General features: G+C 55.6%; 12 protein-coding genes. 7 read left to right on the top strand and 5 right to left on the bottom strand.

All coding sequences use genetic code 11. From position 1 onward, the window contains the following. Nucleotides 1–360: 360 nt before the first annotated feature. From ACR0BZ_RS14555 to ACR0BZ_RS14525, 7 genes are all read left to right on the top strand, one after another. Nucleotides 361–1,137 (top strand): FadR/GntR family transcriptional regulator, encoded by a 777-nt coding sequence (locus ACR0BZ_RS14555; RefSeq protein ID WP_480488680.1) that lies wholly within the window; start codon nt 361–363, stop codon nt 1,135–1,137. Then, the gene (locus ACR0BZ_RS14550) at nt 1,130–2,281 is read left to right on the top strand and encodes an aminotransferase class I/II-fold pyridoxal phosphate-dependent enzyme (protein WP_480920581.1); all 1,152 of its coding nucleotides are present in this window, start codon (nt 1,130–1,132) and stop codon (nt 2,279–2,281) included. Before ACR0BZ_RS14555 ends, ACR0BZ_RS14550 begins: the two co-directional genes overlap by 8 nt. Before the next feature lie 35 nt (nt 2,282–2,316). Further along, complete coding sequence (locus tag ACR0BZ_RS14545; RefSeq protein ID WP_480920580.1) at nt 2,317–3,576, top strand: ABC transporter substrate-binding protein; 1,260 nt, start codon at nt 2,317–2,319, stop codon at nt 3,574–3,576. Next, complete coding sequence (locus ACR0BZ_RS14540; RefSeq protein WP_480920579.1) at nt 3,558–4,508, top strand: carbohydrate ABC transporter permease; 951 nt, start codon at nt 3,558–3,560, stop codon at nt 4,506–4,508. The genes ACR0BZ_RS14545 and ACR0BZ_RS14540 overlap by 19 nt, the downstream gene beginning before the upstream one ends. Before the next feature lie 10 nt (nt 4,509–4,518). Beyond that, nucleotides 4,519–5,361 (top strand): carbohydrate ABC transporter permease, encoded by an 843-nt coding sequence (locus tag ACR0BZ_RS14535; protein WP_209506774.1) that lies wholly within the window; start codon nt 4,519–4,521, stop codon nt 5,359–5,361. A gap of 11 nt (nt 5,362–5,372) precedes the next feature. Then, entirely contained in the window at nt 5,373–6,440 is a 1,068-nt protein-coding gene (locus ACR0BZ_RS14530) for an ABC transporter ATP-binding protein (protein WP_480920578.1), read from the top strand. A 151-nt stretch (nt 6,441–6,591) separates the two neighbouring features. Further along, nucleotides 6,592–7,737 carry an AGE family epimerase/isomerase gene (locus ACR0BZ_RS14525; protein WP_480920577.1) on the top strand — a complete coding sequence of 382 codons (1,146 nt, stop codon included), beginning with the start codon at nt 6,592–6,594 and terminating at the stop codon, nt 7,735–7,737. 153 nt (nt 7,738–7,890) lie between these two features. Here ACR0BZ_RS14525 and ACR0BZ_RS14520 read toward each other — a convergent pair whose 3' ends face one another. The 5 genes from ACR0BZ_RS14520 to hpaD all read right to left on the bottom strand — a co-directional run bounded on the left by ACR0BZ_RS14520 (nt 7,891) and on the right by hpaD (nt 13,027). Further along, nucleotides 7,891–8,946, bottom strand: coding sequence for an aldolase/citrate lyase family protein (locus ACR0BZ_RS14520; protein WP_480920576.1), 1,056 nt, complete (start codon nt 8,944–8,946; stop codon nt 7,891–7,893). Nucleotides 8,947–8,958: 12 nt separating this feature from the next. Beyond that, nucleotides 8,959–9,759, bottom strand: coding sequence for a 2-oxo-hept-4-ene-1,7-dioate hydratase (hpaH, locus tag ACR0BZ_RS14515; RefSeq protein WP_480900595.1), 801 nt, complete (start codon nt 9,757–9,759; stop codon nt 8,959–8,961). Continuing rightward, nucleotides 9,756–10,610 (bottom strand): fumarylacetoacetate hydrolase family protein, encoded by an 855-nt coding sequence (locus tag ACR0BZ_RS14510; RefSeq protein ID WP_480920575.1) that lies wholly within the window; start codon nt 10,608–10,610, stop codon nt 9,756–9,758. Before ACR0BZ_RS14510 ends, hpaH begins: the two co-directional genes overlap by 4 nt. Beyond that, a complete protein-coding gene (locus ACR0BZ_RS14505) occupies nt 10,610–12,082 on the bottom strand; it encodes an NAD-dependent succinate-semialdehyde dehydrogenase (protein WP_480920574.1) in 1,473 nt (490 codons plus the stop codon). The genes ACR0BZ_RS14510 and ACR0BZ_RS14505 overlap by 1 nt, the downstream gene beginning before the upstream one ends. A gap of 93 nt (nt 12,083–12,175) precedes the next feature. After that, entirely contained in the window at nt 12,176–13,027 is an 852-nt protein-coding gene (gene hpaD, locus ACR0BZ_RS14500) for a 3,4-dihydroxyphenylacetate 2,3-dioxygenase (protein ID WP_480920573.1), read from the bottom strand. Between the last annotated feature and the right edge of the window lie 179 nt (nt 13,028–13,206).

Genomic DNA, 13,206 nt, shown 5'->3' with positions numbered 1-13,206 from the left:
CCCCCGCATTTAAAAAGTTAGATCAGCCTTGCCAAGTTTGCACATCTTTTTTTGGGCAAGAAACCGCGGGTCCCTAGCGTAAAGAAGCACTATTCAGCCGTAGCTGACAAAAATCTAACGGCAATTACAGGCGCCGCTGGGCGGGCGTTTCAGGATTACGGCAAATCGGGCGGAATACAGCAAATAGACGGACGCGCGAAGACCGCAGCCCGCCAACAAGCCGCAGGCGATTAAGGTTGCATTGATCCCGCCGCGAAATGACCGAGACCGGATTTTTCGACTTCAACTGTAAGGATGACAAGCTTTTTTTTAATGTCGGACATTATTGTTTATTTTGTCCTACATTAAATGTAAAAGTGAATGAAATACGAATCGGAGAAGCCGCGCGTGGTCAAAAGAACGCCCCCAAAGGAAAAAGCTGAGAGTGTCGGCAACACCTTGAAGGTGCTACCGGCTGGCAGCAGCGGCCGGGACGTTCTGGAGGCTCTCTCTGGAATGATCGAAGTGGAAGGATTGAAAGTAGGGGATCGCCTGCCGCCAGAGATCGAAATTGCAAATCAGCTTGGGATCGGACGGGCGAAGGTTCGCGAGGCCCTGACAAGTTGGCAGAATATGGGCATCGTTGTACGGAACAAGAAAGCCGGGACGCGATTGGCGGCCGAGGTATCTGCCAATACGATCCATCTCCCACTCACGCTGAAGCTCGAAGCCGAAAGCCTTTTGCGAACACACGCCGTGCGCCGGCCACTGGAAATCGAGGCAGCAAGGTTGGCAGCACTGAATTGCTCAGACGCGCAGCGGCTTTTGATTTCGGCCCGCGTTGCAGAGCTCATAGCTGTTCATTCTGCAGGTGAGGATTGGCGGCCGGCCGATTACCGGTTTCACGCGGCACTGCATGAAGCGTGCGGAAATCCACTTTTCGGGCAGTTGATCCGGCAAATTCAAAAAGCTTTTCACGAAGTATATGACACGCCCTTCGGTCAACCACACTTGGGTCAGGCCTCAATTCCAATACATGCGCCGCTGGCCGAAGCAGTTGTCTCCGGCCGCGCGGACGAAGCCGCAAGTATTATCGGCGCGATCATGGACATGGTCGAAGCAGAAGTTCTAGAAATCATGGAAAGCCAGAATGTCTGACTACGAAGACCTTTCGACGCGTCTTGCAGCAACCTTCCCGGATGCGGCTGGTTCGGTCACGCCGCCGATCGTTCAAACCTCACTGTTCACTTTCGACAACTACCAAAGTTTTGAAGACCGGATGGCCGGAAGATCAGAAACGGCCATCTACACGCGTGTGGAAAACCCGACCGTCGCCGCGTTTGAAACGCTTATGTCTGAAGCCGAGCAAGGTCAGGCAGCCGTTGCATTTGCTTCCGGGATGGCGGCCATTTCCTCTACGCTGCTGGCATTTGTCAAACCCGGTGACCGGATTGCCTGCGTCGAACATGTCTATCCGGATTCATTCCGGTTCATGGAGCGCATCCTGCGCCCGTTCGGGGTGCATATCGACTACCATGCGCCGGAGCGTTTCGAGAACGACCCCGATCTGCTTGCCGATGTAACGGTTGCCTATCTGGAGAGCCCCGGATCGATCGTTTTTGAGGCGATGGATCTACGTCGCGTCGCAGAGCATGCCAGACGCCACAATGTGTTGACGATGATCGATAATTCATGGGCAAGCCCGGTGTTCCAACGCCCCCTCTCATTGGGCATCGACATCGTCATCCACTCGGCCTCGAAATACATTTCGGGGCACTCGGACACGGTTGCGGGCGTGGTGGTTGCCTCCCGGGACCATATCGCCCGCATCCGTGATCTGACACTTCCTTTGCTTGGCGCCAAACTGGCACCTTTTGAGGCCTTCCTGCTGACGCGCGGCCTGCGCACGCTGAACGCACGCATGATGCAGCATCAAGCAACGGCCAACACGTTTGTTGATCGCCTGGCCACTGTTCCGCAGGTCAGGCGGGTCAACTCACCCGGTGCCAACGACGTGCCCGGGTTGACCGGGCGGTCCGGTCTTATGTCGGTTGAGTTTGATGACAGTGTCGACATCGCAAAACTTTCTGATGCCTTGAACCTATTCCGCCTCGGTGTGAGCTGGGGTGGCTTCGAAAGTCTGATCCTGCCTGCGCGCGTCGGGCTTGCTCAGGCTGGCGAACAGAACTCAATGCAGAAATTTGGGGTCTCACCCAATCTTGTGCGCCTGAGTTTGGGGCTCGAGTCGGCAGAAGATCTATGGGCCGATTTTGCTTCGGCTCTCGCCGAAAGCACGGCTTAGAACTGTTCGCTCAGTAAAATCAACAGGAGGAAAACATGAAAAAACTACTAACTGGAATGACGGCAGCGGCCGTGCTCATGAGTTCGGCATCTTATGCCGAGACCACACTGAAACTGGTCGAGGTCATTACAAGCCCCGAGCGTACAGAGGTGCTTCAGGGACTGGTTGATGAATTCGAAGCCAATAACCCCGACGTCACTGTCGAGATTGTATCGCTACCCTGGGGCAACGCGTTCGAAAAGCTGGCAACAATGGTGGCAGGAGGCGACATCCCGGATGTGGTTGAAATGCCCGACACCTGGCAGGCCCTCTATGCCGGGTCCGATCAGCTGGTCAGTCTCAAGGATCATGTCGCCGGATGGGAACACGGGGCTTCGCTGACTGACAAGACAGTCGCCATGGGCAGCCAGGCGGGTGACCTTTATATGATCCCGTACGGATTCTATCTGCGGGCGATGTTCTACAACAAAAAACTGCTGGCCGAAGCGGGTATCGACACTCCCCCGACTACGATGGAGGAGTTCAAGGCAGCCTCGGCCGCAGTGTCCGAGCTTGAGGGCAAGTATGGATACTGTTTGCGCGGTGGTCCCGGTGGAACAAATGGCTGGATCATGTTCGCGGCAGCCATGAACGGCACCAACGAGTTCTTCACAGAAGTCGGTGTCAGCCGCATCAACGAGCCCGGCTCGGTCGAAGGTATCCAGTTCATGATCGATATGTATCAGAACGGGTATGCGCCCAAGGATGCCGTCAGTTGGGGCTTTAACGAGATCGTGGCCGGCTTCTATTCCGGCACCTGTGCATTCCTTGATCAGGACCCGGACGCACTGATCGCTATTGCCGAACGGATGCCTGCCGAAGATTTCGCGGTCATTCCGATGCCTGTCGGACCATCGGGCAAAGCTTTCCCAACAATTGGGTTCGCAGGCTGGTCGATCTTCAATGCGACTGAACATGAAGACGAAGCCTTTGATCTGGTTGCGGCCTTGTCGACGCCCGAAGCCAACGCCACGTGGGCAAAACGCGTTGGCGTCATTCCGATCCACAAAGGCGCTGATCAGGATCCTCATTTCCAGACCGAGCAATTCAAAGGCTGGTTTGAGGAACTGAACGGCGAGCAATATGTGCCGACAACAATGCCAACCAACCTGGAACAGTGGGGCTATTTTGGTAGCACGCTTCTGCTGGAAACCAGTCAGGAAGCCCTGTTGGGGCAGCGCAGCGCGCAGGACGTCGCGGACGAGTGGGCTGAGTTCCTCACTGATGAGCACGCCAAGTGGAAGGCAAAACAGTGATTTCGCGCACTCAGAAAACTGTCAGGCCCGGGGAAACCCGGGCACGACGCTCGCTCTACCTGCAATACATGGTCGAGCCGTTTTTCTATTTGTCACCCGCAATTCTTCTGATCGGTGCGGTGATCATGGTTCCGCTTATCATCGGAATCTCATATTCGTTCCAATCCATTGAGCTGCTGAAGCCTTTTGCTTCCGGCTGGATCGGATTTGAAAACTACGTTGATCTGTGGAGAGACCGCAAGTTCTGGATCGCGATGGAGAACACGCTGTTCTGGACCTTTTGGTCGATAACGTTCCAGTTTCTGCTTGGCCTTGGCCTTGCCATGCTTTTGAATACGCAGTTCTATGGAAAGAAACTTTTTCAGGCGCTTGTTTTCCTACCCTGGGCTGTCCCGACCTTCCTTTCCGCGCTGACATGGGCGTGGCTTTTTAACCCTGTCATCGGCCCGCTACCGCATTGGCTGGCCGCCCTTGGCATTCTGTCAGAGCCCTACAATATCCTTGGCGATCCTAAGCTTGCAATATGGGGCCCGATCACTGCAAATATCTGGTTCGGCGTACCGTTCTTTGCGATCACACTGCTGGCGGCTTTGCAATCGATACCCGGTGAGCTTTATGAGGCCGCAGAAGTCGATGGCGCGACCCCCTGGCAGACCTTCACCAAGATCACGTTGCCGTTCCTTGCTCCGATGATCGCGATCACCGTGATGCTGAGGACAATCTGGATCGCCAATTTCGCCGACCTGATCTATGTGATGACCGGTGGCGGGCCTGCGAATTCGACGCAAATCCTGTCGACCTATATCTTCACCACCGCTTTTCGAAAACTGGACTTCGGCTACGCGTCTACCATTGCTGTGGCGCTGCTGGTGATCCTTCTGATTTACGCCGTTATCCTGCTCTGGCTTCGCAAGAAGCTGGTCAAGATTTGAGGAGTTGGCCATGTCAGCTGTCAGGAAACCCAACCCCCTGCTGGTTGTGGGCAAATACGCGGCACTTGCGTTCTATCTGATCTTTGCGTTGTTCCCGCTTTATTGGTTGCTCAAGATCGGGTTGACCCCGGACGCACTGATCTTTTCAGAGGGCACCCGGCTGTTTCCAAGCGAGGTCACCTTTTCAAATTTCAAGACGGTCATATTTCAGACCGACTTTGTAGCCTATTTCCGGAACTCTCTTGTGGTGTCGCTGGGGGCTGCGTTCTTTACTACTCTGTTTGCGGCTGGGGCGGGCTATGCCTTTTCGCGCTTCGTTTTCGCGGGCAAACGCATCATCATTGCCTTGATGCTTATCACCCAGATGTTCCCGCTTCTGATGATCATTGCACCGATCTATAAGATTGTTGCCGACCTCGGACTGCTGAATTCGCTGACAAGTCTGATCGTTGTCTACACTGCGTTCAACATCCCCTTTGCTACTTTCCTGATGCAGTCTTTCTTTGATGGCATTCCCAAAGATCTGGAAGACGCGGCGATGATGGATGGCTGTACGCGGTTTCAGGCGCTGCGCAAAGTGGTGTTCCCACTGACATTGCCCGGTCTCGGGGCGACGCTTGGATTTGTCTTTACTGCTGCATGGTCCGAGCTGTTGTTTGCGTTGATGCTGATTTCAAAGAACGACGCGATGACATTCCCGGTTGGCTTGTTGACATTTGTTTCCAAATTCTCGGTCGATTGGGGACAAATGATGGCGGCCGGCGTGCTGGCTCTGATCCCCAGTTGCCTCTTCTTCATCTTCATACAACGCTATCTTGTGCAGGGCCTCACGTCCGGCGCGGTCAAAGGATAGGAGGCCAGATCATGGCACGTATCGAACTTCGTGACGTTGCAAAACGCTATGGATCCGTTGAGGTCCTGCGCAACATCAACCTTGAAATTCAGGATGGTGAGTTCATCGTTCTGGTCGGCCCGTCAGGCTGCGGCAAGTCCACTTTGCTGCGCATGGTTGCTGGTCTTGAACCGATATCAAGCGGCGACTTTCTGATCGATGGCGAGCGTATGAACGATGTGAGGCCAAGAGATCGGGACATCGCGATGGTATTTCAATCGTATGCGCTTTACCCGCATATGGATGTTGCGCGGAACATGGGTTTTTCGATGGAAATCCGCAAAGCTCCGGTGGCTGAACGCATATCAAAGGTCGCCCAGGCGGCAGAGACGCTGGGGTTGACCAAATTGACGGATCGCTTGCCCAAGGCCCTTTCGGGTGGTCAACGTCAGCGGGTTGCCATGGGGCGGGCCATCATCCGGGACCCACGCGCCTTTCTGTTTGACGAGCCTTTGTCAAACCTTGACGCGGCTTTGCGTGTCGAGATGCGGCTGGAGATTGCGCGGCTGCATCAAAAACTAGGTGCGACCATGATCTATGTGACCCATGATCAAGTCGAAGCGTTGACGCTGGCAGATCGGATCGTTGTTCTGAACGCAGGGGATATCCAGCAAGTCGGCAGCCCGCTCGAGCTTTATGAAAGACCGGCCAACAAGTTTGTTGCGCAATTTATCGGCTCACCCACCATGAATGTTGTGCCCGCTCTGGGAACCGAAACAGGTGTGAATGTCGGGAATGGGGTTGAAATAAAAATCCTCGATCAACCCCTTACCGCTCAGGCCAAAGAACTGGGTGTAAGGCCGGAACACATCGATGTCGTGGACAACGGTGCCGGTGATCTGTCGGCCGTTGCGGATGTTGTTGAACATCTGGGGTCGGACACGAACATCTACGTCAATGCCGTGGGGATCGGCCCCATGATGGTGCGCAAGCATGGCAATATCCCCGTGAAATCCGGGGACCGTCTCGGTTTGCGTATTCAAGCGCAGAATGCACATCTGTTTGCTTCGGATGGTACAGCGTTGCGACGGGCTTGCTGAGATGGTGGATAATTTAGAAGATCGGGCTTCGTCGCACGCAACAGAACTCCATCCGCGGGATCTTTAGATGAACGAAAACCAGCTGTTGCTACCTGGGTCGCAGTCCGAAGCCGGGTTTTGGATTGAAACGTCAAGACACCGCGATTGGTTGATGAACGAGGCCAAGCGGCAACTTACGTTCTTCAGCGCGAGTTGCCGGGATGAGCCTGGGTTTCATACACTTGGTCACGATGGCAGCCCGCTGCCCGGCAAGCTGCAGGAGCTGCACACGACAACCCGGTTGATTCATTCTTATGCATTAGGACATCTGTCTGGTTTTCAAGGTGCTGAACGGATCATTGATCACGGTATGGCATTTCTTGAAAGCCATCACCGAGATCGCGACCACGGCGGATATCTTTGGGCGCTGGAAGGGGATCAGATCAAGGATGACCGCAAGCTTGTTTATGGGCACGTCTTTGTCCTTCTTGCCTCGGCAAGTGCGAAAATGGCGGGTCACCCGGATGCAGACAAACTAATGACAGATGTCCGAAATGTTCTGGAAAAACACTTCTGGGACGAAGAAGCGGGCCTGTTTCGCGATGAATGGAACAGGGATTGGACGCCGTTTTCCGCATATCGTGGAATGAATGCCAATATGCACGGCGTTGAGGCGATGCTGGCGGCCTTTGAGGCAACAGGGGACGAAATCTACCTGTCCCGCGCCGGTCGCATTCTGGACTTTTTCATTGGCAAAATTGCACCCGGTGAAAACTGGCGGCTTCCCGAACACTATTCGTCTGATTGGCAAATTAACCGGGATTATGCGGGCGATCCGATGTTCAGGCCTTCCGGCACAACGCCGGGGCATTCGTTTGAATTGGGTCGACTTCAACTCCAGCATTGGGATTTGTCGGGTCAAACGAACTCCAATTCTCCGAACACGGCGCGCCGCTTGATTGCGCAGGCTTTGAAAGATGCGTGGCTGCCTGGTGGCGGGTTGGCCTACACACTTGATTTTGATGGCCGCGTTGCCAACGCTTCGCGGTTCTGGTGGCCCATCACCGAAGCCATCGGGGCGGTTGCCGCTCTGATCGTGCTAGACAGAAGTCCAGAAGACGAGGAGTGGTACAGAAAGCTCTGGACCTATGCGAATGAAACATTTGTCGATCATCAGCATGGCGGCTGGTATCCAGCAGTAGATGGGGCAGGGGCTGTTGTGACATCTATCTTTGACGGCAAGCCGGACATCTATCACTCGTTGCAAGCCTGTCTGTTTCCGCTGTCACAACGTCTGTCGAGGATGATGCCGCTTTAGAAACTAGATGTTTCGAAAAGCCTCAGATTCAGCTTGTTTTATCTGGGTACGGACCCGGTGCAGAGTCTTGTCGAATACCCGCAGACTACAAATCGTAGCCTGCGGCGGTGTCCGAAAGTCCCGGGCGCGCTCGGTTGCCCTTGCATTCCAGCGTTATGCATTCCAAACAACCTCGAACTCCTCGCGAAACGCAAAGCGTTTCAGGTGGTCCTCTATAACACCCATCCAAAAATCCAAATCCTCACGAGGGCCGACTGAAGCAACTATTTCCAGCCCTTCGTCCGTCGCTTTCATCGCAACCGCGCGCCGGTTTTCAAACGAAACGTTTCCTTCAGTTGCGTCAAATTCGACTTGCCCTTTGTGGGACCAGTGCTTGCATAACTGCTGAAGATACTTGCTGGCCATTTCTGTTCGCGCATTTCCAGACGCGCACTGGTCTGGCAACATTTCCAACGCAGTTTCGGCCGCCCCGCGCATAGACTTGGCAAAAAGTGTTACGTCGATATTCGTGGCCAGGAACGTAACCCCAAGATCCAGACACTTGCGCTGCATCACGGGGTCCAACGTTAGGATGCCCGCTGCCTTGCCCGCGGCCACGATCCTTGTCAACGCGTCCAAAACCGCTTCGACCACGTCGGGGTGGCCAGCATTGCCGATGTGCCCCATATCCGCAGCCAAATCTGACGGACCGATAAATACGCCGTCGACATCTGTGGTCAAGATGTCATCCAGTGCATCCAGGCCAAGGCGGTTTTCCACCTGAACCAACAGGCAAATCTGGTCGCCTGCCGTTGTCAGGTAATCCGGGATCGCCGCGAAACGCGAAGCACGCGCCAGAGCAGACCCAACGCCTCGAACTCCATGTGGTGGATATTGCACTGCGCGCACCAATTCCCGCGCTTGATCGCCGCTTTCAACCATTGGCACCAATATGCTTTGGACGCCAGCATCGAGATATTGCTTGATCATCCAGGTCTCGCCAATTGGCAGGCGCGCTACCGACTGGCTACCTGTGCCTTCGATGACCCTCACTTGCTCAAGGATAGACCGCAGATCGTTCGGGGCATGTTCCCCGTCAACAAGCAGCCAGTCAAATCTGGATGTGGCGGCGATTTCGGCGGCATATGCATTGGCCATCCCAATCCAACATCCGATCTGGGGTTTTCCGGCTTTCAGTGCGGCCTTGAAGGGGTTTGTTGGCGCGGGCATTAAGGTGCTCCTTCAATCAAATTTGATATCGACCGAGCCGAAGGGTCCGAAATCGGCGTGAATTTCTGTGCTTGGCGGGCATTCGACGGGGCGAATGAAGCTGCCCGACAGGATCACTTGTCCGGGTTCAATACTTTGTCCGTATTGCGCCATGCGCCGGGCCAGCCAGACAACACTTTCAACAGGATCATTCAATACGCCGGCCCCAAGGCCGGTTTCCTCAATCTCACCGTTGCGGAAGGTCAAGGCACCAACCCAGCGCAGGTCGAATTCGTCAATCGCGTGGCGCTCTGTACCCAGCACAATCCCTGCATTGGCGGCATTGTCGCTGATCGTATCAAAGACGGTTCTGGCCTTGCCGGTCTCGGGGTCCCGACGCTGAATACGTGTGTCCAGAATTTCAATCGCCGGTGAGACGTAGTCCGTGGCGGATACGATATCGTCGCGGCCGACATTCTCGCCACCGACGGCGGATTTCATGACAAAGGCGATTTCAGCTTCGATCCGGGGCTGAATGAAACGGCCCGCAGGGACCGTACCACCGTTTTCAAACGCCATATCATCAAACAGGATGCCGCTGTCGGGAATATTGATGTTCAGCGCATATTGCATCGCTTTCGATGTCAGACCGATTTTCCACCCGATGACCTTGCGACCCTCAGCCAGCTTCTGGCGATAGATGGCGTTCTGCACCTCATAAGCGTCGTCCATACCCATCTGGGGGTGGCGCAGGCTCAGCAGACCGATCTGGTCGCCGGTGCGTTCGGCCTGAAGCAGGTCGGCTGCTGCGCGGGCATGCTCTTCGGGTGTCATGCCTTCTCATCCTCGACTGTGTTGCGCAGGGTGCCGATACCTCCGACAGAAACCTCGACCACGTCACCCGGTGCAAGATATTTTGGCGGGTCAAAGCGCGCGCCCGCACCGGTGGGGGTGCCGGTTACGATAAGGTCACCCGGCTTCAGGGTCATGAAGGTCGAGATATACTCGATCTCGCGCCGGATCGGGAACATCATGCGGTCGAGGGTGTCGTCCTGACGCAACTCACCATTGACGTGGGTTTGAATGCGGGCGTCATCCAATTGCGCCGGGTCGGTGAAGGGCACCAGCCAAGGGCCGATCGACCCTGAATTGTCCCAGTTCTTGCCCTGAGTTACGTTGAACTTGGCATGGCGCACCCAATCGCGGATCGTGCCTTCGTTGCACAGCGTCAACGCGGCGATGTGCTCATAGGCTTCGTCCTGCGAAATCCGGCGACCCGCCTTGCCGATTACAATGGCCACTTCGCCCTCGTAATCCAGCGTGTGGTTTTCCGGCGGACGGATCAGCGGGCGGTTGTGGCCGGTAAAGCCGCTGGCAAAGCGGGGGAACAGCGACATATATTCCGGTTGCGCGCTGCCATCCTTGTATTCCGCATTTCTGTCCGGGAAGTTCACGCCGACGCACAGAATGCGACGGGCATCCGGCATCACCATTTCATAGGTGAAATCGGAATGGGTCACAGGCTTACCCTCGGCCGCCGCAGCCAACCGGCTAAACTCACCCGCAGCGATGACCTCATACAGGCTGGAAAACTCGGGGAAATCACCGTTCAGGGCAATCGCACCATCATCGGTAATCGCGCCAAAGAAGGTATCCCCTTCGGCGGTGAAAGTAGCAAAGCGCATTAAGCCTCCTCGGCGGTGTCGATGCCGCCCATGCACAGGTATTTGAGTTCCATGAAGTCATCCAGCCCATGGCGCGAGCCTTCACGGCCCAGACCAGACATCTTAACCCCGCCAAACGGAGCTTCCGCAGTCGAGATCAGGCCGGTGTTGATTCCGACCATGCCATATTCCAGCTTCTCGGAAACTCGCCAAACGCGAGCCAGGTCGCGGGAATAGAAATATGAGGCAAGGCCGAACTCGGTGTTATTTGCCGCAGCGACGACTTCGCTTTCGGTGTTGAACTTAAAAAGGGGTGCGACCGGGCCAAACGTCTCTTCGGTCGCGACCGCCATCTCCGAAGTAACACCGGTCAAAATGGTTGGCTCAAAGAATGTGCCACCCAGATCGTGTGAATTGCCGCCCAGAGTGACTTCGGCACCTTTCGAGGTCGCATCAGCGATGTGTTCAGCAACCTTGTCGACAGCCGCCTGATCGATCAGCGGACCAAATATGATACCTTCGTCAAAGCCATTACCAGTGGGCAAAGTCGCTACTTTGTCGCGCAGCTTGGCGGCAAAGGAATCGTAGACACCGGCCTGCACGTAAATGCGGCTGGCGCAAACGCAGGTCTGACCATTATTTCGAAATTTGGCGATCACCGCTCCTTCCACAGCGGCGTCCAGATCAGCATCATCGAATACAATGAAGGGCGCATTGCCACCCAGCTCCAACCCCAGTTTTTTGATCGTTGGCGCGCATTGCGCATATAGAAGCGTTCCGATCTCGGTCGAACCGGTAAAGGTCAGCTTCTGCACTGTCGGGTTCCCGGTCATCTCGCCGCCAATGCCACGCGCTGAGCCGGTGACGACCGAGAACAGCCCCGCAGGCAGGCCCGCTCTTTCGGCCAGAACCGCCAACGCGATAGCTGAGAATGGAGTCTGGCTGGCCGGTTTCAGAACCATGGAGCAGCCCGCCGCCAGAGCAGGGCCAGCCTTGCGCGTGATCATAGCGTTTGGGAAATTCCACGGCGTAATCGCGGCTACAACCCCGATGGGTTGTTTGATCGTCAGGATGCGTTTGTCTGGAGCGTGGCCTGGGGTGACATCACCATAGGCGCGGCGGGCCTCTTCTGCGAACCACTCAATGAAGCTGGCACCATAGGCGATCTCACCTCTGGCTTCGGCCAGTGGCTTGCCCTGCTCAGCTGTCAGGATGGCGCCCAGATCGTCCTGGTTCTCCATCATCAGTTCGTACCAGCGACGCAGAATTTGACTACGCGTTTTGGCGGTGCGTTTAGCCCACTCATGGCGCGCGGTCTCGGCAGCAGCAATAGCTTCGGCGGTTTCGGCGGCGCCCAGATTGGGAACATGACCAATAACTTCGCCGGTGGCAGGGTTGGTGACGGCAAGGCCGTTGGCCGGGTCAGCTTCAATCCAGCGTGTACCTACAAGGGCAGCCTCTCGCAGCAAACCGGGGTCTTTCAAAGGAAACATTTGGGGACCTGCATCAGTTCGAATTAGATAGATCAACGGCTTGCCCCGCCAAAAGGCACCAGGGGCAAGCAATCGGAATGGAAACCGCGATCCTCAGACCGGGAATATGACGTTAGTCTGACCGGTGCCTGAGGACGGGAAATACTCGGTCACAACCTCGCATTTCTTGTCGTAAGCGTCCCAGCCGAGTGCGCCGTATAGCATCGCGGTATCATGCATCGAACCTTCACCGCAGCAGAAGTTGGCATAGTCACCCAGCATCTTGAGGAACGTAGCGTGATCGCCGTTTTTCCACATTTCCAGCACGTGCAGATCCATCTGGCGATTGAATTCTGAGCTGATTGTGAAAGTGCCGTTATTGGCGGCATAGTCCTTGTTGGCCCAGATCTTGTGCGACAGCGAACCCGACGCAACCAACAGCACCTTTTCGTCGCTGGCCTCGACTGCTTCGCGGATTGCCTCGCCGACGATACGGCTCTCGTCATGAGCGTGCACGGTGCACCACGCACCGATCGACACCACTTTCATTTCGTGTTCACGGCTCATGAACCGCATCGGCACCAGCGTGCCGTATTCCACCTCAAGGCTGTCCAGGTGATGGGCCAACGTATAAGCACCCTTTTCGGTCGCAATCCGCGCAATCGCATCACCCAATTCGGGGTTGCCCTCATATTTATAGGGCAGGTCCTGAATGAACTGCGGGAATTCATTCGACGTGAATAGACCCTCAAAATGGTCGTTGGCGTTTATGTGAAAGCCCGCGTTCAACACCCAATGCGTATCACAGATGACAACCGTTGTTGCGCCCAGTTCCTTGGCGCGACGAGCAATCTCCCGGTGGCCATCAATAGCCGGTTGACGCTTGCCTTTGATCGATCCTTCCTGCTCGGACATGAGCAGGGTAGGCACGTGAGTCATTTTGGCGGCAAGTACGATTTCTCCCATGGTCTCCTCCTGGAGTTAGAGTTTCTTCGCGCGTATTTCGAGTGCAGTCGGTTACAGTTTCCCCAGCTGCATGATGTTGTGGTTTCCGGTTGCGAAGCCGACGTGTTTTTGTTCCATGTAGAACTCGAAGCTCCAGTTGCCGCCGTCGCGGCCGATACCGGATGCCTTGACGCCGCCGA

The organism is Ruegeria sp. P8 (assembly GCF_056534665.1).
The sequence above is the reverse complement of the archived record's forward strand: the minus strand, read 5'-3'. Positions and strand labels throughout refer to the sequence as shown.

Bases quoted from the DNA above. Each gene is read 5' to 3' on its own strand.
- ACR0BZ_RS14555 (WP_480488680.1), top strand. From the start codon at position 361: ATGAAATACGAATCGGAGAAGCCGCGCGTGGTCAAAAGAACGCCCCCA.
- ACR0BZ_RS14550 (WP_480920581.1), top strand. From the start codon at position 1,130: ATGTCTGACTACGAAGACCTTTCGACGCGTCTTGCAGCAACCTTCCCG.
- ACR0BZ_RS14545 (WP_480920580.1), top strand. From the start codon at position 2,317: ATGAAAAAACTACTAACTGGAATGACGGCAGCGGCCGTGCTCATGAGT.
- ACR0BZ_RS14535 (WP_209506774.1), top strand. From the start codon at position 4,519: ATGTCAGCTGTCAGGAAACCCAACCCCCTGCTGGTTGTGGGCAAATAC.
- ACR0BZ_RS14530 (WP_480920578.1), top strand. From the start codon at position 5,373: ATGGCACGTATCGAACTTCGTGACGTTGCAAAACGCTATGGATCCGTT.
- ACR0BZ_RS14525 (WP_480920577.1), top strand. From the start codon at position 6,592: ATGAACGAGGCCAAGCGGCAACTTACGTTCTTCAGCGCGAGTTGCCGG.
- ACR0BZ_RS14520 (WP_480920576.1), bottom strand. From the start codon at position 8,946: ATGCCCGCGCCAACAAACCCCTTCAAGGCCGCACTGAAAGCCGGAAAA.
- hpaH (WP_480900595.1), bottom strand. From the start codon at position 9,759: ATGACACCCGAAGAGCATGCCCGCGCAGCAGCCGACCTGCTTCAGGCC.
- ACR0BZ_RS14510 (WP_480920575.1), bottom strand. From the start codon at position 10,610: ATGCGCTTTGCTACTTTCACCGCCGAAGGGGATACCTTCTTTGGCGCG.
- ACR0BZ_RS14505 (WP_480920574.1), bottom strand. From the start codon at position 12,082: ATGTTTCCTTTGAAAGACCCCGGTTTGCTGCGAGAGGCTGCCCTTGTA.
- hpaD (WP_480920573.1), bottom strand. From the start codon at position 13,027: ATGGGAGAAATCGTACTTGCCGCCAAAATGACTCACGTGCCTACCCTG.